At 61.7% G+C, this 21695-nt stretch carries 24 protein-coding genes; 18 read left to right on the forward strand and 6 right to left on the reverse strand.

Annotation, left to right across the window (positions count from 1 at the left end; all coding sequences use genetic code 11):
- The first annotated feature begins 334 nt into the window (after positions 1-334).
- The 13 genes from EO99_RS0115610 to visR all read left to right on the forward strand — a co-directional run bounded on the left by EO99_RS0115610 (position 335) and on the right by visR (position 12248).
- On the forward strand, positions 335-1951 hold the full coding sequence (locus tag EO99_RS0115610; RefSeq protein ID WP_077067090.1) for a globin-coupled sensor protein: 1617 nt from the start codon (positions 335-337) through the stop codon (positions 1949-1951).
- Positions 1951-2250: an STAS domain-containing protein gene (locus EO99_RS0115615; protein WP_029619560.1), complete on the forward strand. Its 300-nt coding sequence runs from the start codon at positions 1951-1953 to the stop codon at positions 2248-2250. Before EO99_RS0115610 ends, EO99_RS0115615 begins: the two co-directional genes overlap by 1 nt.
- Entirely contained in the window at positions 2247-2612 is a 366-nt protein-coding gene (gene cheY1 / locus EO99_RS0115620; RefSeq protein WP_029619561.1) for a chemotaxis response regulator CheY1, read from the forward strand. The genes EO99_RS0115615 and cheY1 overlap by 4 nt, the downstream gene beginning before the upstream one ends.
- A gap of 28 nt (positions 2613-2640) precedes the next feature.
- On the forward strand, positions 2641-4869 hold the full coding sequence (locus tag EO99_RS0115625; RefSeq protein WP_029619562.1) for a chemotaxis protein CheA: 2229 nt from the start codon (positions 2641-2643) through the stop codon (positions 4867-4869).
- 3 nt (positions 4870-4872) lie between these two features.
- Positions 4873-5340, forward strand: coding sequence for a chemotaxis protein CheW (locus tag EO99_RS0115630; RefSeq protein WP_029619563.1), 468 nt, complete (start codon positions 4873-4875; stop codon positions 5338-5340).
- Positions 5337-6245 (forward strand): protein-glutamate O-methyltransferase CheR, encoded by a 909-nt coding sequence (cheR, locus tag EO99_RS0115635; RefSeq protein WP_029619564.1) that lies wholly within the window; start codon positions 5337-5339, stop codon positions 6243-6245. The genes EO99_RS0115630 and cheR overlap by 4 nt, the downstream gene beginning before the upstream one ends.
- Positions 6242-7282: a protein-glutamate O-methylesterase CheB gene (gene cheB, locus EO99_RS0115640; protein WP_029619565.1), complete on the forward strand. Its 1041-nt coding sequence runs from the start codon at positions 6242-6244 to the stop codon at positions 7280-7282. The genes cheR and cheB overlap by 4 nt, the downstream gene beginning before the upstream one ends.
- Positions 7283-7672 (forward strand): response regulator, encoded by a 390-nt coding sequence (locus EO99_RS0115645; RefSeq protein WP_029619566.1) that lies wholly within the window; start codon positions 7283-7285, stop codon positions 7670-7672.
- Positions 7669-8223: a chemoreceptor glutamine deamidase CheD gene (cheD, locus tag EO99_RS0115650; protein ID WP_029619567.1), complete on the forward strand. Its 555-nt coding sequence runs from the start codon at positions 7669-7671 to the stop codon at positions 8221-8223. The genes EO99_RS0115645 and cheD overlap by 4 nt, the downstream gene beginning before the upstream one ends.
- A gap of 29 nt (positions 8224-8252) precedes the next feature.
- Positions 8253-8642, forward strand: coding sequence for a chemotaxis protein CheT (cheT, locus tag EO99_RS0115655; protein ID WP_029619568.1), 390 nt, complete (start codon positions 8253-8255; stop codon positions 8640-8642).
- 145 nt (positions 8643-8787) lie between these two features.
- Complete coding sequence (gene fliF / locus EO99_RS0115660) at positions 8788-10470, forward strand: flagellar basal-body MS-ring/collar protein FliF (RefSeq protein WP_029619569.1); 1683 nt, start codon at positions 8788-8790, stop codon at positions 10468-10470.
- A gap of 280 nt (positions 10471-10750) precedes the next feature.
- On the forward strand, positions 10751-11488 hold the full coding sequence (gene visN / locus EO99_RS0115665; RefSeq protein WP_029619570.1) for a transcriptional regulator VisN: 738 nt from the start codon (positions 10751-10753) through the stop codon (positions 11486-11488).
- 16 nt (positions 11489-11504) lie between these two features.
- Positions 11505-12248 carry a transcriptional regulator VisR gene (gene visR / locus EO99_RS0115670; protein WP_051679898.1) on the forward strand — a complete coding sequence of 248 codons (744 nt, stop codon included), beginning with the start codon at positions 11505-11507 and terminating at the stop codon, positions 12246-12248.
- 24 nt (positions 12249-12272) lie between these two features.
- Here the strand turns inward: visR and EO99_RS0115675 are convergent, their stop codons facing one another.
- The 6 genes from EO99_RS0115675 to motA form a co-directional block, all read right to left on the reverse strand.
- On the reverse strand, positions 12273-12716 hold the full coding sequence (locus EO99_RS0115675; RefSeq protein ID WP_029619572.1) for a hypothetical protein: 444 nt from the start codon (positions 12714-12716) through the stop codon (positions 12273-12275).
- A gap of 5 nt (positions 12717-12721) precedes the next feature.
- Positions 12722-13801 carry a flagellar biosynthesis protein FlhB gene (flhB, locus tag EO99_RS0115680; protein ID WP_029619573.1) on the reverse strand — a complete coding sequence of 360 codons (1080 nt, stop codon included), beginning with the start codon at positions 13799-13801 and terminating at the stop codon, positions 12722-12724.
- 170 nt (positions 13802-13971) lie between these two features.
- On the reverse strand, positions 13972-15018 hold the full coding sequence (gene fliG, locus EO99_RS0115685) for a flagellar motor switch protein FliG (protein ID WP_029619574.1): 1047 nt from the start codon (positions 15016-15018) through the stop codon (positions 13972-13974).
- A 28-nt stretch (positions 15019-15046) separates the two neighbouring features.
- The gene (gene fliN, locus EO99_RS0115690; protein WP_029619575.1) at positions 15047-15649 is read right to left on the reverse strand and encodes a flagellar motor switch protein FliN; all 603 of its coding nucleotides are present in this window, start codon (positions 15647-15649) and stop codon (positions 15047-15049) included.
- Positions 15650-15729: 80 nt separating this feature from the next.
- Positions 15730-16680: a FliM/FliN family flagellar motor switch protein gene (locus EO99_RS0115695; protein WP_029619576.1), complete on the reverse strand. Its 951-nt coding sequence runs from the start codon at positions 16678-16680 to the stop codon at positions 15730-15732.
- Positions 16677-17549 (reverse strand): flagellar motor stator protein MotA, encoded by an 873-nt coding sequence (gene motA / locus EO99_RS0115700; RefSeq protein WP_029619577.1) that lies wholly within the window; start codon positions 17547-17549, stop codon positions 16677-16679. Before motA ends, EO99_RS0115695 begins: the two co-directional genes overlap by 4 nt.
- A gap of 202 nt (positions 17550-17751) precedes the next feature.
- Here motA and EO99_RS0115705 point away from each other — a divergent pair, with 202 nt between their 5' ends.
- Genes EO99_RS0115705 through flgB form a run of 5 tightly spaced genes read left to right on the forward strand, consistent with a single transcriptional unit; the run spans position 17752 to position 21692 of the window.
- Positions 17752-18528, forward strand: a complete 777-nt coding sequence (locus EO99_RS0115705; protein WP_029619578.1) for a DUF1217 domain-containing protein — start codon at positions 17752-17754, stop codon at positions 18526-18528.
- 1 nt (position 18529) lies between these two features.
- The gene (gene flgF / locus EO99_RS0115710) at positions 18530-19264 is read left to right on the forward strand and encodes a flagellar basal-body rod protein FlgF (RefSeq protein WP_029619579.1); all 735 of its coding nucleotides are present in this window, start codon (positions 18530-18532) and stop codon (positions 19262-19264) included.
- Between the two features lie 13 nt (positions 19265-19277).
- On the forward strand, positions 19278-20681 hold the full coding sequence (fliI, locus tag EO99_RS0115715) for a flagellar protein export ATPase FliI (protein WP_051679899.1): 1404 nt from the start codon (positions 19278-19280) through the stop codon (positions 20679-20681).
- A gap of 2 nt (positions 20682-20683) precedes the next feature.
- Positions 20684-21253, forward strand: coding sequence for a hypothetical protein (locus EO99_RS0115720; RefSeq protein ID WP_029619581.1), 570 nt, complete (start codon positions 20684-20686; stop codon positions 21251-21253).
- 52 nt (positions 21254-21305) lie between these two features.
- Positions 21306-21692 carry a flagellar basal body rod protein FlgB gene (gene flgB / locus EO99_RS0115725; RefSeq protein ID WP_029619582.1) on the forward strand — a complete coding sequence of 129 codons (387 nt, stop codon included), beginning with the start codon at positions 21306-21308 and terminating at the stop codon, positions 21690-21692.
- Positions 21693-21695: the final 3 nt, after the last annotated feature.

The following is a 21695-nucleotide window of genomic DNA, read 5'->3' on the forward strand; positions in this document are numbered from 1 at the left end:
TGGCCGGTCGTTGCTAATGAGCTCCCTCTAAAAAGTAAATCACGCGAGGGCCAGTATTCTTAACCTTCGGGCAAGGAATTAACCATACATATGAGCAACCACGGCAAATTGTGGAACCATTGTTCCCCAGAGGCATGAAGCCGATCTGCCGTACCGGTCTCGACCCGGTATCCGCTCCTGATCACATTTCAAAACGACCGCGGTGACCGTGTTGTCCATGCCCGGCGACCTTATTCAGGTTGACCGGCATCCTCCCGACCCCCCGGCGGACGAGTGAGAAGAGCAGTGTACTGCGATCCTTGCGGGGGTCTAATTCGGTTTTTGGGGACGCATTGTGGGGCATAGTTCGCCATCAGAACAGGCGCGGAGAGCTCAGGCAGGCAGCCTGGGGGAGAGACTGGCATTTGCCGGCCTGGACGCGGACACCTGCGAGCTGCTGCGACGCCACCGCCCGCAGCTGGAACTGCATTGCAAAGACGGTCTGCGCGACCTCTTCCACCGCTTCCAGTCCTTTCCCGAGTCCGCCCGACATTTCGACAGCGAGCACAAGATCGAGCGCCTGCACGACCTGCAGACCTCGCACTGGAGCGTGCTGACCGACGCCCGTTTCGATGCCCTCTATGCCGAGCGGGTCAAGGTGCTGTCCGACAGCGAGAGCCGCATGGGTCTCGACCCGCGCTGGCATGTCGCGGGCCATGCCGTCGTGCTGGAGCATCTGCTCGCCGGCGTGCTGGCACAGGAGACCGGCCGTTCGCTGCTTCCGGCAGGCCGTCGCCGCGCGCAGGAACTGACCGATCTCGTCGGCGCGCTTGTCCGTCTCGTCATGGTCGATGTGGAGATCGCGGTTTCGCTGCGCTTCAACGAGGTTCGCCAGAAGCACCACCGGGCGCTGGAGGATCAGCGCGCGGAAGACCATGCGGAAGTCGTCCAGCTGTTCTCCGACGTCGTGCGTTCGCTGGCCGAGCGGGACTTCACCATCTGTCTTCCCGACGAGGTTCCGGAGCCCTACCGGGAACTCGCGGATCTGCTGAATCAGGCCATCGAAACGAGCCGTCTCTCGCTTGCCACCGTGCAGAAGCACGGACAAGAGGCCGAGGCCGTCGCCGGTGCCCTGTCTGCCGACGCCAAGGCCTTTGCTGAGGCATCCGTCGCTCACTCGCAGCGGCTGCATGAGGCCTCCGCGCAGCTCGCCGCCATCACCAGCCAGATGCGCACCTGCGCCGCAGATACGGGCGCTGCACAGGAGGCCGCCGCCACCACCCGCAAGACGGTCGAGGAAAGCGGTGAGATCGTCGGCCGCGCCATCAGTGCCATGTCGGACATCGAAGCTTCGGCGGAAAAGATCGGCGAAATCATCGGGGTGATCGACGAGATCGCCTTCCAGACCAATCTCCTGGCGCTGAATGCCGGCATCGAGGCCGCACGCGCCGGCGATTCCGGCCGCGGCTTTGCCGTCGTTGCCCAAGAAGTGCGCGCCCTGGCGCAGCGCTCCGCGGACGCGGCTCATGAGATCAAATCGCTGGTCAACGGCACCAAGACGCAGGTCGGTGCCGGCGTCCAGATGGTTCATCGCACCCAGGACGCCATCAGCGGTATTGTCCGGCAGGTGACCGCGATCGATCACTCGATTGCCGGCATCGCCAGAAGCGCCGAGGAACAGGCCGGTGCGCTCGGACATGTCACGGCGGAGGTTTCTGCACTCGGCGCTGACGTGGCTTCCAATGCCGGGCGCGCCGCGCAGGCCGGCACCCGCGCCGACGATCTGCAAACCGTGATTCTCGAGCTCGGACGAACGGTCCGCGAGTTCAGGGTCGAACGGCAGACGCGCTACCACTCCGATCTGTCGCGGCCGGTCCAGAAGCCGAAGATCGAACTCATCGCAACCGGTGCTGTCTTCGATCCAAGGGACGACGGCGATCTTCTGTTTCACAAAAGGCAAGGAATGATCTGATGGCCACGAAGAAGGCTGCGAGCGGCAGCTTGAAATTATCCCCGGTCCTCGATCTCACCGAGGCGAGCGCGCTGCATGGGACCCTGATGTCGATGCGCGGCCGCAACGTGACGATCGACGCTTCCGAGGTGGAGCGTGTCGGAGTCCAGTGCGTGCAGGTGCTGATCGCCGGTGCCCGCGCCTGGCAGGCCGACAAAAAGTCATACGTCGTGGACAAGTCCTCCGACGCTTTCGCAAAGACAATGCAACTCATCGGCATCGATACCGACCTTCTGGTTGCTAAGGAGATTTCCAAATGAAGAAGAAAGTACTGACCGTGGATGATTCACGGACCATCCGGAACATGCTTCTGGTGACCCTCAACAATGCCGGCTTCGAGACCATTCAGGCCGAAGACGGCATCGAGGGTCTTGAGATCCTGGAGGGTGCCAATCCCGACGTCATCGTCACCGATATCAACATGCCTCGCCTCGACGGCTTCGGCTTTATCGAGGGCGTGCGCCGCAACGAAAAGTACCGCGCCATCCCGATCCTCGTGCTGACGACGGAAAGCGATGCCGAGAAGAAGAACCGTGCTCGCCAGGCTGGTGCTACCGGCTGGATCGTCAAGCCGTTCGATCCGGTCAAGCTGATCGACGCCATTGAACGCGTGACCGCCTGAATTAACAGCCTGATCAGGAATCCTTCCGATGGATATGAACGAAATCAAAGAGATCTTCTTCCAGGAATGCGAAGAGCAGCTTGCCGAACTGGAATCGGGGCTTCTCAAGCTCAATGACGGAGATCGCGATCCTGAGACGGTGAACGCCGTCTTCCGCGCCGTTCATTCCATCAAGGGTGGAGCAGGTGCCTTCGGTCTTGAAGACCTTGTCGCCTTTGCACACGTCTTCGAAACGACGCTGGATTGCGTCCGCTCCAACCGTCTTGAGCCGAGCCAGGACGTTCTCAAGGTGATGCTGAAGTCCGCCGACGTTCTGGCGGATCTGACCAATGCTGCCCGCGACGGCGGCTTCGTCGACGAGAGCCGCAGCCGCGCTCTGGTAAAGGAGCTCGAGGCGCTCGCGAACGGTGAGACCCCGGCGCCTTCGGTGGACGCTCCGAAGGTTGTTGCCAAGGCTCCCGAGCCCGTGCAGGCGGCTCCGCCGACGGATGACAGCGGCTTCCAGCCGGTGCCGTTCTCCTTCGACTCGTTTGGCGACGAGGAAGCGGAAGGCGAAGGCGAACAGGTGTTCGATATCACGTTCCGCCCGCGCCGGGAGCTCTTCAGCAAGGGCAACGAGGCGGCCCTGCTGCTGCGCGATCTCTCGCGCATCGGCGAGATGAGCATCAACTGCGACATCGACGGTCTGCCCGCTCTCGACGCCATGGACCCGGAAGACTCCTACTTCGGCTGGAGCATCTCCCTGAAGACGAAGAAGGCGGAGGAAGATGTCCGTTCGGTCTTCGAATTCGCCGAGTGGGACTGCGAGCTCACGGTGAAGGCGGCCGAGGCGGCGGCGCCTGCTGCCGATCTGCCAATGGTGCCGGTCCCATTCGATCTCTCCGCACTGGACGAAGTCTCGGGCCCTGCCGCGTCGGCAGATGTCTCGGCAGCGCAGACCGAAAGCGACGCCTCCAAGATGGCTGCTGCGGCAGCCCGCGTCGAGAAGAAGGAGACGGCTGCCGCCGCTGCAGCCGCTGCCCAGACAGCCACAACCGCGGCAGCTGCCGCCGGTCAGACCATCCGCGTCGATCTGGATCGCGTCGATCGCCTCATCAACCTCGTCGGCGAACTCGTCATCAATCAGGCGATGCTGTCCCAGAGCGTCATCGAAAACGACAACAACGGAACCTCCTCCATCAACATGGGGCTCGAGGAACTGCAGCAGCTGACGCGCGAGATCCAGGACTCGGTCATGGCCATCCGCGCCCAGCCTGTGAAGCCGGTCTTCCAGCGCATGTCGCGTATCGTGCGCGAAGTGGCCGACATGGTCGGCAAGTCGATCCGCCTTGTCACGGAAGGTGAGAATACCGAAGTCGACAAGACGGTCATCGACAAGATCGCCGAGCCGCTGACCCACATGATCCGCAATGCCGTCGACCATGGCATCGAGACGCCCGAGAAGCGCGAGGCCGCCGGCAAGGATCCGGAAGGCACGATCAAGCTGACCGCCAAGCATCGTTCTGGCCGCATCCTGATCGAACTCGTCGACGACGGCGCCGGCATCAACCGCGAACGCGTCAAGCAGAAGGCCATCGACAACGAGCTCATCGCGCCTGATGCCAACCTGTCGGACGAGGAGATCGACAACCTGATCTTCGCGCCGGGCTTCTCGACGGCCGACACGATCTCCGACATTTCCGGCCGCGGCGTCGGCATGGATGTCGTCAAGCGCTCGATCCAGGCGCTCGGCGGTCGGATCTCGATCTCCTCCCGCCCGGGCCATGGCTCGACCTTCACCATGAGCCTGCCGCTGACGCTGGCCGTCCTCGACGGCATGGTCGTCACCGTCGCTGGCCAGACGCTCGTCGTGCCGCTGACGGCAATCGTTGAAACGCTTCAGCCTGAAGCCACTGCGATCCATTCCTTCGGCGCCAACCAGCGGCTGATCTCCATCCGCGACTCCTTCTGCCCGCTGGTGGATGTCGGCCGCATCCTGAACTTCAGGTCGGTGCAGGCGAACCCGGTCGAAGGCGTCGCCCTGCTGGTGGAATCGGAAGGCGGCGGCCAGCGGGCCTTGATGGTGGATGCCATCCAGGGCCAGCGTCAGGTCGTCATCAAGTCGCTGGAAGCGAACTACACGCATGTCCCGGGCATCGCTGCAGCCACTATTCTCGGTGATGGCCGCGTTGCTCTCATCCTGGACGTCGATGCCGTGGTCTCGGCATCGCGCGGCCAGTCCCTGAAGCCGGAAATGTCGCTAGCTGCCACGGGTTAAGGTATGTCGTACGCCGTGAAAAATATGTCGGAGGATGACCGGGAGCTGATCGCCTTTCGTATCGGCGATCAGGAGTTCTGCGTCAATATCATGTCTGTCCGCGAGATCCGCGGATGGACGACGGCCACGCCGCTGCCCCACGCGCCTCCCTATGTGTTGGGCGTGATCAACCTGCGCGGAGCAGTCCTGCCGATCGTCGATCTCTCTGCAATGCTGGGAATGAAGGCCGCCGAACCAAGCGTGCGTCACGTGATCATCGTTGCCCAGGTAAAGAGCCGGGTGGTCGGACTTCTGGTGGAGGCCGTTTCCGATATCCTTACGATTATAGGCGACAGTATACAGCCGGTACCGGAAGTCTCTTCCGAACTTGAAAAACAATACGCTCGGGGGATCCTCGCAATCGACAAGCGGATGATCTGCATGATCGATCTGGATGCTCTCTTCCCGCAACAGGAAAGTGAAGCTGCATGAAGGCCTTGGGGGCAATAGAGAGCCGGCAGTCGCCGGACGAGGTCATGGCCAGCGGAGAATATCCGCTGACGCGCCGTGACCTGTCCGAAATCGCCGCAATGATTTATTCGGACGCCGGAATCTTCCTCAACGATTCCAAGGCTTCGCTCGTCTATTCCCGTCTTTCCAAGCATATCCGCAACCTGGGCCTGAAGGGCTTTCGCGAATACTGCGCCCTGGTGGCCTCAGCGGAGGGAGCCGCTGCCCGGCGCGACATGCTCTCGCACCTGACGACCAACTTCACGCGTTTCTTCCGCGAGAACCATCACTTCGAGCATCTGCGCGACGAAGTGCTGCCGGGGCTGATTGCGCGCGCCAAGAGCGGTGGCAGGGTCCGCATCTGGTCGGCAGCCTGTTCCGATGGCCAGGAGCCCTATTCGATCGCTCTGACGGTCCTCTCGATGGTGCCGAATATCACCGACTACGACTTCAGGATCCTGGCCACCGACATCGATCCGAAGATCCTGGCGCTGGCACGGGCCGGTATCTACGATGAAACCGCACTGGAAACGGTGACGCCGGCCATGCGCAAGCAGTTCTTCCGCGAAGTGGATGTGGGCGGTCGTCGCAAGTATCAGGTCGATGACCGCGTCAAGAAGCTCATCACCTTCAACGAACTGAACCTGATGGCGCAGTGGCCGTTCAAGGGCCACTTCGATGTGATCTTCTGCCGCAACGTGGTGATCTATTTCGACGAGCCGACGCAGGTGAAGATCTGGTCGCGCTTCGCGTCTCTGCTGCCGGAAGGCGGGCACCTCTATATCGGCCACTCCGAACGCGTGTCCGGCGACCCCAAGAACCTGTTCGACAACATCGGCATCACGACCTATCGCCTGACGGGCAAGAACGCCGGGAGGAAAGCATGAGCGGTCCGGCACGCGTCCTCGTCGTCGACGATTCTGCGACCATGCGGGGCCTCATCACCGCAGTGCTCAATTCCGATCCGGAAGTGAACGTTGTCGGCCAGGCAGGTGACGCACTTGAGGCACGTGCTGCCATCAAGGAGCTCAACCCCGATGTGGTGACGCTCGACATCGAGATGCCGAACATGAACGGCCTCGAATTCCTCGAGAAGATCATGCGGCTGCGGCCGATGCCGGTGATCATGGTGTCGACCATGACGCATCATGGCGCAAATGCGACGCTTGCGGCGCTGGAAATCGGCGCCTTCGATTGCGTCGGCAAGCCGGCGCCCGGCGATATCCGCCCGTTCATCGATCTGGCGGAGAAGGTGAAGGCGGCGGCCCGTTCCGGCATGCGTCGCACCGCCTCGGCGCCCGCACCCGCCATCTCGCCGGCTGCGGGCTATCGGGTCGGACGCAAGGTCGTCGCAATCGGCTCGTCGACGGGCGGCGTCGAGGCATTGATCACGGTGTTGCAGAACTTCCCCAAGAACTGCCCGCCGACGGTGATCACGCAGCACATGCCGCCGACGTTCACCAGAAGTTTCGCCGAGCGGCTCAACCGCCTGTGTGCTCCGGTCGTGGAAGAGGCAGTCGACGGCGCCCGGCTCGAGATCGGCAAGATCTACCTGGCGCCCGGCGGCGAACGGCATCTGCAGGTCGTCAATCCATCGGCGCCGTGCTGCCGATTGGTGGAACGCGATCCCGTCAATGGTCACCGGCCTTCTGTCGATGTGCTGTTTGACTCGGTTGCGGAACTGGCCGGCCGCAATGCCGTTGGGGTGATCCTGACCGGAATGGGCCGGGACGGGGCATCCGGTCTACTGAGAATGCGCAACGCCGGGGGGCGGACGCTGGGGCAGAACGAAAAGACCTGCGTGGTCTACGGCATGCCGCGCGTCGCATACGAAATCGGGGCTGTGGAGACGCAACTGCCGTTGAACTCCATTGGTGAGGAAATTCTGAAATTAACTGCTGCCCGGAAAGAAGGTACTGAATAAATGTCTCTCGCTGAAAAAATCAAAGTTCTGATCGTCGATGATCAGGTCACCAGCCGGCTGCTGCTCAGCGATGCTCTGACACAGCTGGGCTTCAAGCAAATCACCTCCGCCGGTGACGGCGAGCAGGGTATGAAGATCATGAATGAACAGCCTCATCATCTGGTCATCTCCGACTTCAACATGCCCAAGATGGATGGCCTCGGCCTCCTGCAGGCGGTTCGCACCAATCCCGCGACCAAGAAGGCGGCCTTCATCATTCTGACGGCGCAGGGCGACCGCGCGCTGGTGCAGAAGGCCGCCCAGCTTGGCGCCAACAACGTTCTTGCCAAGCCCTTCACCATCGAAAAGATGAAGGCCGCAATCGAGGCCGTGTTTGGAGCCCTAAAATGACAGAGGTCTCCGCAGCGAAGCGGGTTCACATCATCCAAGGCGAATACAAGGTGGTCACCGACCCCGATGTGTTTCTGTCGACGATTTTGGGTTCCTGCGTAGCTGCCTGTCTTCGCGACCCTGTGGCGGGCGTGGGGGGAATGAACCACTTCCTGCTGCCCGGATCGGCGGCCGCAATGACGTCCGGAGGCGATGCCACCCGTTACGGCGTGCATCTCATGGAGCTGCTGATCAACGGCCTCCTGAAGAAGGGCGCACGGCGCGACCGGCTGGAAGCCAAGATCTTCGGTGGTGCCAAGACGATTGCGAGCTTCTCCAACGTGGGTGAACAGAACGCTGCCTTTGCGGTACAGTTCCTGAAGGACGAGGGGATCCCGATCGTCGGATCTTCGACCGGCGGGGACCATGGACGCAAGCTCGAGTTCTGGCCGATCAGCGGACGTGCACGCCAGTATCCGCTGACAGGTGCAGAGACGCAGAAGACGGTTGCGCTGGAGCAACGTCCGGTGATCGTCCCGAAGCCAGTCGAAACATCCATCGAGTTCTTCTAGCGAATAGCGCCGCCGGCGCGAGGAAAGCCATGACCGACATCGCCAAGCAGACAGACGCTTTCCCCGAGCAGCCACTGCCCGAAATCCTCATGCGGCTCGTCTCCGAGCTGCATGACGTTGCCTACCTCATCGAGCGGGTCGAGCCGCAACTGCTGGAACTCGGCGGCCCCCAGGTCATGGAACAGCCGGACAGCATCAAGATCCTGCAAGGCATCGACCTTGCCGTACAGAAGACCCGTGGCCTCGCAGAATTCATCGATACGATTACCGGCACCATTCCCGAGGACTGGACGGTTGACATGTCGACGGCCCTCAGTCTGGTGAAGCTTGCCGATATGCACCGGGCGCTTTCCACGGGCATTCGCCACGGGCATTCGCAGCCTCTGAACAAGGCCGCTGGCGACTTCGACTTCTTCTAAAGGCAGGGAACGGCCTTCTTTTCGACCACATCGGCAGCCGGGTTTCTCTCGGGCTGCGACGGATTCCGGAAACGCTCGCACAAGCTTCGTTGCCTAGTGTGGGCTCGGGCTAAGGCCTGATCTCGGTTTGCGATGTGGAAACAGAATGAATCTGTTGGCTCAACTTTCTCAAGTGTACAACAATCTGGCCAGTTTAGGTCAGACTAGGCTCATTGCGCTTGCCGGCGCCGGACTTGTGTCCATTGCGATCGTCCTTGCCGCCGCGCTGTACGTCAACAAACCCGCTTACGAGACCCTCTACGTGGGCCTGGAAACCACGGACCTCAACCAGGTCAGCATCGCCCTTGCCGAAGCCAACATCGACTTTGCCGTCGGCCCAGAAGGCAACAGCATCGAGGTGCCGGTCGGCATGTCGGGCAAGGCCCGTCTCCTCCTCGCAGAGCGTGGTCTCCCCAACAGCACCAATGCCGGTTATGAACTCTTCGACAATGTCGGCTCCCTTGGCCTCACCTCGTTCATGCAGGAAGTGACACGGGTACGGGCGCTGGAAGGCGAAATCGGACGGTCCATCCAGCAGATCGGCGGCGTGGCCGCAGCCCGGGTACACATCGTGATGCCCGACGTCGGAAATTTCCGGCGCGGCGACCAGAAACCGACGGCATCGGTGATGATCCGCGCCAGCACCACCACCGGCCGCAAGGCCGCCTCATCCATTCGTCATCTGGTCGCCTCGGCCGTTCCCGGTCTTGAGGTCGACGACGTGACGATTCTCGATTCCACCGGCCAGCTGCTCGCTTCCGGCGACGAATATGGCAACAGCGAGATGAACCGCTCGCTGAATATCGTTCAGTCTGTCCAGCAGGAGCTGGAAACCAACATCGACAAGGCGCTGGCGCCATTCCTGGGGATGGACAACTTCCGCTCGACGGTGACGGCCAACCTCAATACCGACAGCCAGCAGATTCAGGAAACGATCTACGACCCGGAATCACGGGTTGAGCGGTCGGTCCGTATCACCAAGGAAGAGCAGCGTTCGCAGCAGACGCAGGACGACAATGCCGCGACCGTGGAGCAGAACGTGCCCCAGGCTGCACCTGAGGCCGGTGCCGCCGGCGGTCCGAAGTCTTCCGACGAATCGGACAAGAAGGAAGAGCAGACCAACTACGAGATCAACAGCAAGACGGTTGCCACCACGCGCAACAGCTACAACATCGAGAAGCTCTCCATCGCCGTTGTCGTGAACAAGGGCCGCATCGCGCAGATGGTCGGCGAACCGGCAGACCAGGCCAAGATCGATGCTTACCTCGCCGAGATGCAGACCATCGTTGCCTCGGCGGCTGGCCTCAACACCGAGCGGGGCGACGTTGTCACGCTGACCGCGATGGACTTCCTCGAGACGCAGCTCCTCGAAGAAGCGGCGACGGGTCCCGGTGTCACGGAGGTGCTGAGCCGCAACCTTGGAGGCATTATCAACTCGCTCGCCTTCGTCGTCGTCGCCTTCCTGGTGATCTGGCTGGGCATTCGTCCTCTGGTCCGGACGGTCGGCGGTGCTACGGCACCTTCGGAACTCGCGACCGACAGCGCCGGCCTGGAACTGCCTGATTTCTCGCCGGGCATCGGTGGCGGCAGCGGCTCGCTCATGGAAGGCTTCGGCTCGGACTTCGGCTTCGACGCCACCGACGACATGCTCGGCATGGGCGACGACGAGGGCGGCTTCAACCGTCGCGTCAAGGAAGGGCCGGAGAAGCGGCTGGCGCGCATGGTCGAAATCAGCGAGGAGCGGGCGGCCAAGATATTGCGCAAATGGGCGATCGATCAGGCAGCCTGAGTTCTCACGAAAATGTTACAAAAAGAGGTCGGCAGAAGTGCCGGCCTCTTTTTGCTGAGGGAACGGCAGCTTAGGCCGTAATTGCGCCACACCTTTGGCGAGATTTTGTTCGTTTGCATCAGCAAATGCTCATAGCTAATAGCAATTCATCGTGGGTTTCCTAGAATGGCGATGATTCGTAGCTATACACATGCGGAGGAGCGGGCGATGAGCGACCGGACGTCCGAGACACTGCCGTTACCAGGGCTCTTGCTCGTCATGGGCAAAGGGTAGGAGCCATATGGAATACACAGGCGTGGAAGTGGCATCGGAGACATATCATCCAGAAGCGGATACAGCGCCGACAGCAATTACCCGCGAACAAGTGGTTCGCTGGCTTGCCGGTTCGGCGAGCGCAGATAAAACGCCCGGCGCGTTGCGGCTGCTGACGGAATATGTCGGCGCTTCCCACTTCCTTTTCGCGCGATGCGACCTGATCCAGGAGCAGGGGCTGGACTTCATTGTCTCCTCGGACTTTCCATTCGACGTCGTCAGGCGCATAGGGGTCGAGCTTGCGAGCAATTATGCCAGGTCGACCGAGCTCGAGAAGTGCCTTTCGCTGCTGACGCCGACCTTTGCGGTACTCCCCGAGGACGTTCTTCTCCCGGGCGATGTCAGCCGGCAATATTGTTCTCTTGCGGTCTGCATCGGCCGTACCCGCTATTCTCTGCTGCTGTTGTTCAACGAAGGGATCATCCTCTCGCAGGATCGGTTGCGTGAGGTCGGTCTCCTGGCAACCTATGCAGTCGGGTCCACAGCCCGTCCGGAAGGCAGGGCCGAGCGCGATTTCGAACTCACCGAGCGGGAGCTGGAGTGTCTGTTCTGGATCGCGGAAGGCAAGACGAGCGATGAGATCGCGATGATCCTCGGCATCTCCCGAAACACGATCAACAACTACATTACCAGCGTCATGCGCAAGACCGGGACCAAGACCCGTTCGGAAGCGATCGCCTACGCTGTCCGGAATAATCTGGTCTAGGAGATCTGCAAGCAGCATGAGTTCCCCGCGTCGAAATTCCCCAGAAAGTGCAGCCGGTAGTCACGTTCGCCTGCAACGGGCAGCAAGCCGAGCTGACGTCTTCCCCAAGCTCATCGCCATGCAGAAGCAACTGCGGGCGCGCAACTTCGCGGTCTTCCGGATCTTGGGTGCAGGCCTCCCCGGCAAGCGAAAGCTTCTCTGCGAGATGGAGAACTGGGGGGACGACAGCGAGCGCTACAGCGACCTGATCGTAACCGGCTACGCCGAGGCACTGCTCGACCACATCGAGATTTCCACGCTTCCTGTCGTCTGGAGCGGCACGGAGCATATGAGCTTCGTCGAGGCATTTGACTTCACGCCCCTGACGCGGCGGTTGCCGTCTGACGTAACGCCCTTCTCCGGCCTCGCATTTCCTGTCCGCATGGGGGCAATGGGAAACGGCTATGTCATCTTCACCGCTGCATCCCTGAGCCTGTCGAGCGATCTGATGATCGAGCAGCATGTGCGCAGCTGTCACGTCATGATCGACCTGCTGGCTCTCGACGAGCGCCGGACGGTGCCTGCGGAGACGTTGAGCGAGCGGGAGGTGGCCTGCCTTCAACTGGCCGGAGACGGGCGTATCAGCGAGGAAATCGCCGAGAACCTTGGCCTGTCGGTCCACACGGTCAACGCCTACCTGGGGTCGGCGACGATGAAGCTGGATGCGGTGAACCGCATCCAGGCCATCGCCAAGGCGATCCGCCTCGGCTACATCCACTGACGCAGGCGCAGTCGAGGGTCTAGCTCAGGTCGCCATGGCCATGGGTGTGGGATTGGTGACGAACCGGGCTTCCTGCAGGCTGCGCTGCAGGAAGGCAGTATTCTCGTCCGGATCGTCACAGGGCTCCTGGAAGGCGATGTGATCGATCTCGATCCCGGCCTGCTGGTCTGCAAGCATCAGCCGCGCATAGACGGAGACGCCCTTCGGCTTGATCTCCAGGTCAAGAACGACCTGCGGTTGGCCGCTCCACTCCAGAGTGTACTCCCCGCCAGCGCCGAAATTGACCGTCCCTGGGTGGAAGTAGAGTTCGGCCGCGGAGGACACAAGATCCGCGAGACTACCGTAACATTCCAGACGCACCAGCGAGATCAGGTCGCCGGCGTCCAGTAACCGCAGTTCGGTTGCCACTGGACTGATGGCCTCGGCCAGAATCTTTTCGCGTTCCGTAGAGTGGCTGCATTTTTTCATGACGCTCAGTGTGTCCGTTTCTTGAGCGACCGAGTTGCGTAGACTCGGTGCACCAGTTCCGCCACTGCCTTGTAAAAGGCTGGCGGAATGATGCTATCAACCGAGACTTGCGCAAACATGGAGCGTGCGAGCGGTGGATCTTCGAAAACCGGAATGCCGTGCGCCTCGGCAATCTCGCGGATCTTGAGCGCGATCAGGTCCTGACCCTTGGCCACGACGATCGGGGCCTCGTTTTCCTCCCGCACATAACGAAGCGCCACTGCGTAGTGGGTGGGGTTTGCAATGACCAGCGTCGCCCGCGGAACACTGTCGATCATCCGGCGGCGAGCACGATCCCGCGCAAGCGACCTCTGCCGCGCCTTCACGACCGGATCGCCCTGCGATTGCTTGTACTCGTCCTTCACGTCCTGCTTGGTCATCATCAGCTGCGTGTACCAGTGGTGGCGCGACCACGCCACGTCGACGGCCGCCAGCAGGGCAGTCGCGATCAGGAGCACCACGACCATCTTTCGGACGATGGTGTCGAGCTTCACCAGGACGACCTGCGGGTCGGAGAACATTGCATCGATGGCGGCGAAGAACTCACCGCGCAAGGCAAAATACATGATCACGGATACGATCAGGATCTTGAAGAAGGATTTGCCGAATTCGACCATGCCCGGCATGCTGTAGATGCGTTCGATCCCCTTCATCGGCGAGATGCGTGACACCTGCGGGCGGATACGCTCCAGGACCATCGATGGCATGTTCTGCGCAAACGAAGAGCCAAGCCCGAAGACGATGAAGAGCACCATGATCGGGGCGAGAAACGCAGCGATCGACCAGCCCAGATGCACCGACAGGGAGACGACGTCCGGTGTGTTCTCCAGGTCCCACTGGTCAGGCTTGGAAAACAGATCCTTCAGCGTTTCCGAAAGATTCCCGGCTCCGGAGGGAAGGAAAAAGACGATGAAGATGTAGAAGGCAAGCGTCGACGCAAAGATCGGCACTTCGCGGGAAACGGGAACATTGCCCTTCTCCGCCGCGTCGCTCAGTTTTTTGGCGGTTGGATTTTCTGTTTTGCTGTCTTTGTCGTCGTTCGACAAGGCTTCTTCCCCCGCGCGAATCGGCCACGACCGCAGCGTCACGCTACAACAGTGCGCTCCTAGGCAGGAATCGAGTCAACAAAAAGACTGTGGGTAGCGGCCGATGCGCCGAACCAAAAAAAAAAGGCGGGGCCGGAGCCCCGCCTCATCCGATCACTGTCTCAGGACCGCTAGGCTGCTGCCTGTTCGTCCTTGGCTTCCTCGGGTTCCTTGAGAAGGATCTGTCCGGCACTTGCCAGACGGATCGCTTCCTGGGCTACGGCCCGGCGGGCGATGGCGACCTCGCGCGGGTTGAGGGATGCGGTCGGCACCGACAGATCGGACTCGATCATGCGGCGCTGGCGCGGACTGATGGCCGAGAGAACGCCTTCCTTCATCTCGGCGCTGGCGCCACGCAGGGCCATGGTCAGAATGTCTGCTGCAATGTCGTTGAGCAGCAGCACGCGGCTGCGTTGCGGCATGACCAGAAGGTCTTCGAAGAGGAAGATCTTCGGACGAACCTTGTTGACCGATTCCTTGCTGATCGTCTCCAGCGAGGTAAGCAGGGTATCGACCTGGGGCTTGTCGAGCTCGTTCATCAGATCGGCGACCTTCGCCGAACCTGCCGAATTGCGTTCCGCTTCGATGGCTGTGATCAGTTCGAGCACACGGTTTTCGATGATCTGGGCAGCCTTCGGGCTGACTTCCTTCATGTTGACCGTACGGTTCATGATGTCGGCGCGGCGGCTGTCGGGCAGTTGCAGCAAGACCTTGGCGCCGAAGGCCGAGGGCAGCATCGAAAGGATATAGGCGACGGTCTGCGGGTGTTCGCGGGCGAGGAACTTGCCGACGAAAGCCGGATCCGCATCCTGCAGTCGGTCCCAGATGGAGGATTCATAGGCCTGGAATGCCGTGCGCCGGCCGAGGAGACCATCCACCTCTTCGGGAGTGAGGCCTTCCTCGAGGATTGCTTCGATGGCGGCGGCGTTGTCCATGAGACCTGTTCCTTCGGTGAACAGGTCTTCGAATTCGTTGACGAGAACAAGCAGCTCGTCCGGCGGGATGGTCCGCAGCCGCTGGGCCGACGCGATGATCATCTGCAGTTCGCTCTGCGTGAAGTACTTCAGAAGCTTGCCGGCAACACCCTTGCCCATGGCCAGGAGAACAGCTGCCGCCTTCTCTGCCTGGGACAACGGGCTTTCGGCTACAGCGCCCCCGAAGTCGTCAAAGTCCATCATGGTCTTCCCTCTCTGTCCCGAACAGGGATCAGGTTCGTCTTGTACTCAGTACTTCCGTCACTTTCACACCGAATCGCGTGTCGTCGTTTTCGAGTACGGTGATCTCGCCTTTGCCGATGCGGCGTCCGTTCACCATGATTTCCACCGGCTCGCCAATCTTCTTGTCCAGCGCGATGGTCGCGCCTTCCTCGAGGTTCATGAGACCCGAGACCTGCATGCGGCTGGAGCCCAGGACGATCTCGACATCGATCGGGATGTCCATGATCAGATCCATGTTGGCAGTCAGCGCGCTGCCCGGCTCCTGGACGGAGCCGAAGGACGTGTCGCTGCCCATGTCGGACGCACCGAAGCTGGAGCCACCCATGGTGTCGGCGCCGAAATCCGAGCCCCCGAAGTCGGAGGTACCGAGCTCGCCGGCGTCCGAACCGAAGTCGCCGCCGAAACCGGAAGTCTCCGGCATGGCAAGATCGTCGGCCGGTGCGCCGAAGTCGGCGTCGAAGCCAGGCACACCGCCGTCGGCATCTGCTTGCAGCACGCCGCGCAGATCATCGATGGCCTGGTCCAGCTCGCCGTTGCCGGCAGCAGGCATCAGGGCATCATCTTCCTTTACAGGTGTCTTCTTCGTAGCCATGCTTCTATTATTCCCGTTGAAACTTGCGTCAACCTGCCTTGGGGAAGGCGCGTGAACGCTTCTTGTCTCGATGCGATAGATCAGCCCATGAGGTGGTCGAGGATCTCGTCTTCCGTGCTCATGTTGTCTTTGACGCGAACCGTATAGCGCTCCCCGGAGCGCCCCAGTTCGCAGGAGTACATGTCCTTGCCGTTTGCACTGACCTGGACTGCAACATCCTTCCTGTCATGGAAGGCAATGACATCGCCGGCAGCAAGGCGCGAAATCGTCCCGAGCGTGAGGCTTTCAAGCCGGACGCGGGCTTCCAGCGTGACCTGCGAACGGCGGACCTGCTCGCTGATCCGCTCGTGCCATTCCTGCTTGTTCTTCGACAGCTGGCCAGCCGCCTTCGGAACAACGACCTTGGTCTTGAGGAACGCCTTCTGCGGGAGGACCAGGGCGATCTCGGAGCTGACTTTGCCCAGTTCTACGGCCATCCGGATGGTGACCCCGAACTGGGGGACAGCAGCATCTGGAGCCTGCCGGTCTTCGAAGTTGTGGGCCGCTTCGAGGGCCATCTCGTGACTGCCCGGAGCATTCACGCCGGACTGCAGAACCAGGCCCATCCGGCTGAGCACCATCTGCGCGAGGTCGAGCTCGATGGCCGACAGGGGACGGTCGAACGGTTGCTCGATCGTTTCGGGCAGGGCACCCAGCATCTGCTCCATCAGCGCGATGACCAGGCTGTTGCCGCAGGCGAGGACGAAGTTGGGGGACCAGTTCCGCAGCGATCCGTCAGCGAGGGTGAAGGTCTCGCCGAGATCGCGGATCAGGTCCGTCATCAGGCCGGAGGTGCAGCCCGTGAAGCTGACGTTGATCGGGATCCCGGTTTCGCCATGGAACACGTCCGGCAGGAAATCGGCATAGAGCTGGCCGAATTCGCCGCTGATCTTTTCAATTGTCTTCCGGTCTCCCAGCCCGCCCGTCAGCTTTGCCAGGAGCGCATGGTCGATGGGGGTAGGAGAAGTCTGAACCGCAACTGTGGTCATCATGCCGCCTTGTTATCGCCGCCCGGATTCATCATTTCCTGCTCGACCGCATCGATCGAGGGGCGTTCGTAGTTGGAGATCGTCTTGCGACCGTATTCCAGGGCAACCTGGGGGACAGAGCCGTTCATGTAGGCAAGCAGCGTCTGCTTCACGATGATGAAGAGGCGATGCTGCTTGCTGCGCACGATCTTGACCTGTGACGCAAGCGGGTTGCAGATCGAGTAGGACAGGATGATCCCGAGCATGGTGCCGACGAGCGCGGCGCCGATCAGGCCGCCGAGGACCTCGGGCGACTCGTTGATCTTGCCCATGGCCTTGATGACCCCGAGAACGGCCGCGACGATACCGATGGCCGGGAAGCTGTCGCCCATGGCGGTGATGGCATGGTACGGCTTCATCCGGTCGTGCGAGAGCGTCTCAAGCTCCTCGTCCATCAGCGCCTCGATCTCGTGTGACCGGGCATTGCCGATGATGATGAGCCGGACGTAGTCGCAGATGAAGGTCGTCAGTTCCTTGTTCTTCAGCAGGTTGGGCGCCGTCTGGAAGATCGAGGATTCTTCGGGATTGTCGATGTGTGCTTCGATCTCGTTGCGCGACTTCGTCCGCAGGTCGCGCATCAGGGCATAAAGCACGCCCAGCACGTCGAGGTAGTTGCGCTCCTTGGGAACGGATCCCTTGAACGCCTCGCCGAGAGCCTTGCCGGAATCCTTCACGACCTTCATCGGGTTGGCCATGATGAAGCCACCGATGCCGGCGCCGCCGATGATCACCAGCTCGAACGGCTGAAACAGCACGTCGAGGTGACCGCCCATGGCCATGTACCCGCCGATGATGCAGCCGAAGGTGATCACGAATCCGATAACAATGTTCATCTGGTACCTGCGTCGAGCTTGAACTTGAGACTTGGAAATAGCCCGTCTGGCTTGCGTGAGGCTGGCTGGCCAGGCTTCTCTCCGGAGAGTGTAGTATGCGGCTGAGGGTACAGCTTCGCACAAGTCTTTACGCCTAGACCTCCTCCCATCGGGTAAACGCCCGCGTCTCAATCCGAACTACAGGATCGATCGGGGTCTCGCCGTGATTACGACTTACACCAGCTACGCGATCATCAGCAGGGATCTGCCGGCTTCCCTGGCGCGGGTTGCCGAGCAGCCGGACGTGGCCCGTGAGAGCGCCTACTACCTGGAGAACATCGGCAACATCAAATCCGTCGACGACTTCATGGCCGACAGCCGCATCTACAACTATGCGCTCAAGGCGCATGGTCTGGAGGACATGGCCTACGCCAAGGCGTTCATCCGCAAGGTGTTGACGGAAGGTGTCGCGGATCCCGAGGCCTTCGCCAACAAGCTCTCCGACAGCCGATATGCGCAGTTTGCAGAGACGCTGAACTTCCAGGCCCTCGGCGAGACCGCCACCACCTTCGACAAGGCGCAGAAGGGTGTCGTCGAGAAATACCAGCGCCAGAAGCTGGAAGAGGAGGCCGGCGCCGACAATCCGGGCGTGCGCCTTGCGCTCTACTTCGACCGCATGGCGCCCTCCATCCAGTCCGGCATGGAGATCCTGGCCGACGACGCGCTGTCTGAAGTGGTCCGCACGGTTCTCCAGCTGCCCGATGAAATTGCAGCGCTCGACGTGGATCGTCAGGCGGCCTTCATAGAAGAGTCCATCGACATCACGGACTTTCACGACAGAACGAAGCTGTCGAAATTCCTGGAGCGCTTCTCGACCCTCTGGGAGCTGGAAAACGCGCCCGACAGCGCGAACGTGGCCACGCTTTTCACGCCGTCCACGAGCGGCATCTCCACGGATCTTCTCATCTCCATCAATGCACTGAAACTCGGGGGCACATGATATGCAATCCGGAATCTACGTTGGAATATCCTCGCAGATTGCGCTCGAACGGCGCCTGAACACGATCGCCGACAACATGGCGAACATGAACACCGCAGGCTTCCGCGCCACGGAGGTCAAGTTCGACGAGGTGATGAGCAGCACCCGAAACGAGAACAACGCCAAGGTGGCCTTCGTCACCCAGGGCAACGACTATCTGTCGACCCGCAACGGTCAGATGCAGAACACCGGCAATGCCCTCGACTTCGCGATCAAGGGCGATGCCTGGTTTGCCATCGACACGCCGGCCGGTCAGGTGCTGACGCGCGACGGCCGTTTCACCATGCTTGAGACCGGCCAGCTGGTTTCGCTGATGGGCCACGCGGTGCTGGACGCCGGTGGTGCGCCGATCCAGCTGAACCGTGCCGGTGGTCCGCCGACAGTCGGCGCCGACGGCCAGATAGTTCAGGACGGCCAGCAGGTCGGCTCGATCGGCCTGTTCACGGCCGACATCTCCGAGGGCTTTATCCGCGCCGACAACAGCGGCGTCATTCCGGCCGACGAGCCGCAGCCCATCGTCGACAACTTCAACGTCGCCGTCGTGCAGGGCTATGTCGAGGGCTCCAATGTCAACGGCATCAGCGAGATGACGCAGCTCATCCAGGTCAACCGCGCATTCGAAGGCATCTCGTCGCTGATGCGCGATACCGAAGGCGCCTTTGGCGAGGCCATCAAGACCCTCGGCAGCGGCCGGTAAGGACTGAGCATCCATGTTCGAACAGGCGGCCATTTTACAGGCGGTGACCGGCGGCAAGCTGGCCCAGCTTGCCGATCTCACGGAGCGGTATTCCGACCCCGCCTTTTCCGTGGCGCATGGCGGGCGTGTCCGGACCATAGCTGCCGGGCACTATACCGTCGCCGGCCTGTCGAAGCATGTTCGCCTCGGCGAATTCGTCGCGCATCGGAGCCCGACGGGCATTCACCTCGGCGAGGTGGTCCGCGTCGAGCCCGACGTCATCTATGTCTGCCCGATCGAGCCCGGCGAGCCCATCGGCATCGGCGATACAGTCATTCGCAAGGGTGCCTTCCGCGTCGCGCCGGACGACAGCTGGTGCGGGCGCACCATCAATTCCCTGGGCGATCCGATCGACGGCCGCGGCCCGCTTGCCACCGGCCGCGTCCGGCGCTCGATAGCCAATACCGCACCACCTTCGATGACCCGCAGCCGGGTGGAGACGGGATTCACGACCGGGGTGAGGGCGGTCGATATCTTCTCGCCGCTCTGCCTTGGCCAGCGTCTCGGCGTCTTCGCGGGCTCCGGCGTCGGCAAGTCGACGCTTCTCTCCATGCTGGCGCGCGCCGATGCCTTCGACAAGGTGGTGATCGCGCTGGTTGGCGAACGTGGCCGTGAAGTGCGCGAATTCATCGAGGACACCCTCGGCGACAACATGTCGAAGTCGATCGCTGTCGTCGCCACCAGCGACGAAAGCCCGATGTTGCGCAAGATGGCACCGCTGGTCGCCATCACCATCGCGGAGCATTTTCGCGACCAGGGTGAGAACGTCCTCTTCATCGCCGACAGCATCACGCGCTTTGCGCATGCCATTCGCGAAGTCGCCGTGGCGTCCGGAGAGCCGCCGATTGCCCGCGGCTATCCGGCATCGGTGTTCACGGAACTGCCGAGACTTCTGGAGCGGGCCGGTCCCGGCGCGGAAGGGGCGGGGACGATCACGGCCATCATCTCCATCCTCGTCGATGGCGACAACCACAACGACCCGATCGCCGATTCCACCCGCGGCATCCTGGACGGCCACCTTGTGCTGGAGCGCAGCCTGGCGGAGGAGGGGCGTTACCCGCCCATCAATCCGCTGGCGTCGATCTCTCGTCTGGCCCGCAAGGCTTGGTCGCCGGACCAGGAGAAGCTGGTCTCGAGGTTGAAGTCGCTCATCCATCGCTACGAGGAAACCCGCGACCTGCGGCTGATCGGCGGTTACCGCGCCGGCACCGATCCCGAACTCGACATGGCCATCAAGCAGGTGCCGGTGATCTACGACGTGCTGAAGCAATCGCCGGGCGAGCCGCCCTCGACGGACGCCTATGGCGACCTTGCCACGGCGCTTCGCAATGCAGCCGGCCAGGCACCCGCCGCACCGATGAATAAACAAAGAGGATGAAGATGCGCCAGGCGGACCCAACACAGCCGGCCGAGCTTCTGAGGAAGAAGCGCAATGTCCTGCGCCGAGGCGACCGCATGCTGACCGCCTCCGGCATCCTGCTGGCTGCGGTCTCTGCGCTGTTTCCCTGGTATGTCTTCCTCAATCAGGAAAAATTCGGGATACGCACCACGAGCTTCGAGCATATGCGCGACTTGCCGCCGACCCCGCCGCGCAACGTCATGAGCGTCTCTCCGCTCGCGATGATCGACAGCACCGAGGACGAGCCGGTCCTGCCGCCCGAGCCGACGGATGCCGTCACCACGGCCACCGTCTCGTCGCTCGGCGAGGAGGAGCAGAACGGATCGGCTCGGCCTGACCAGCCGTTCCCGGGGAAATCCGGCTTCCGCCTGCTGCATGTGTCCAATGGGCGCGCGTTGATCGAGGACAGGTCCGGCATGTACATGGTGCGCATCGGCTCCATCCTCCCCGACAACAGCAAGCTCGCCACGATCGAGCAGCGGGACGGCCGATGGGTGATCATCACCTCGTCGGGTCAGGTTTACGAGGACGCCGCCGCGGCTCGTCCGTAAGTCCCACGCAAGATTACCGGCATAGTCTCCAGACAAACGATGGAGAAAGACTATGCAACCGATTCAACTGTTCTCGCTCGCGTCTCGGCAGGCTGAATGGCTTTCGGTCCGCCAGGAGGTGGTGGCCACCAACATCGCCAACGCCAACACGCCGAAGTTCCATGCCAAGGACGTCTCGCCGTTCAGTGCGGTTCTCGACGAGACGCAGGTGAGCATGGTCCGTACCCATCCCAATCACCTGGCCGAAAGCCAGTACAGCCAGACCATCGGTGTCCACGAGAACGATCTGGACAACCAGATCGGCATCCAGGAGTCGGGCAACACGGTGGCGCTTGCGGAAGAACTCTCCAAGACCGGTGAGATCAAGCGCCAGTACGAGCTCAGCACGAGCCTCGTGAAGACCTTTCATAGCATGATGCTCATGACCGTAAGAAGGTAAAGC

Origin of the sequence: Pseudorhizobium marinum, assembly GCF_000705355.1 — a bacterium.
Lineage (GTDB): Bacteria > Pseudomonadota > Alphaproteobacteria > Rhizobiales > Rhizobiaceae > Neorhizobium > Neorhizobium pelagicum.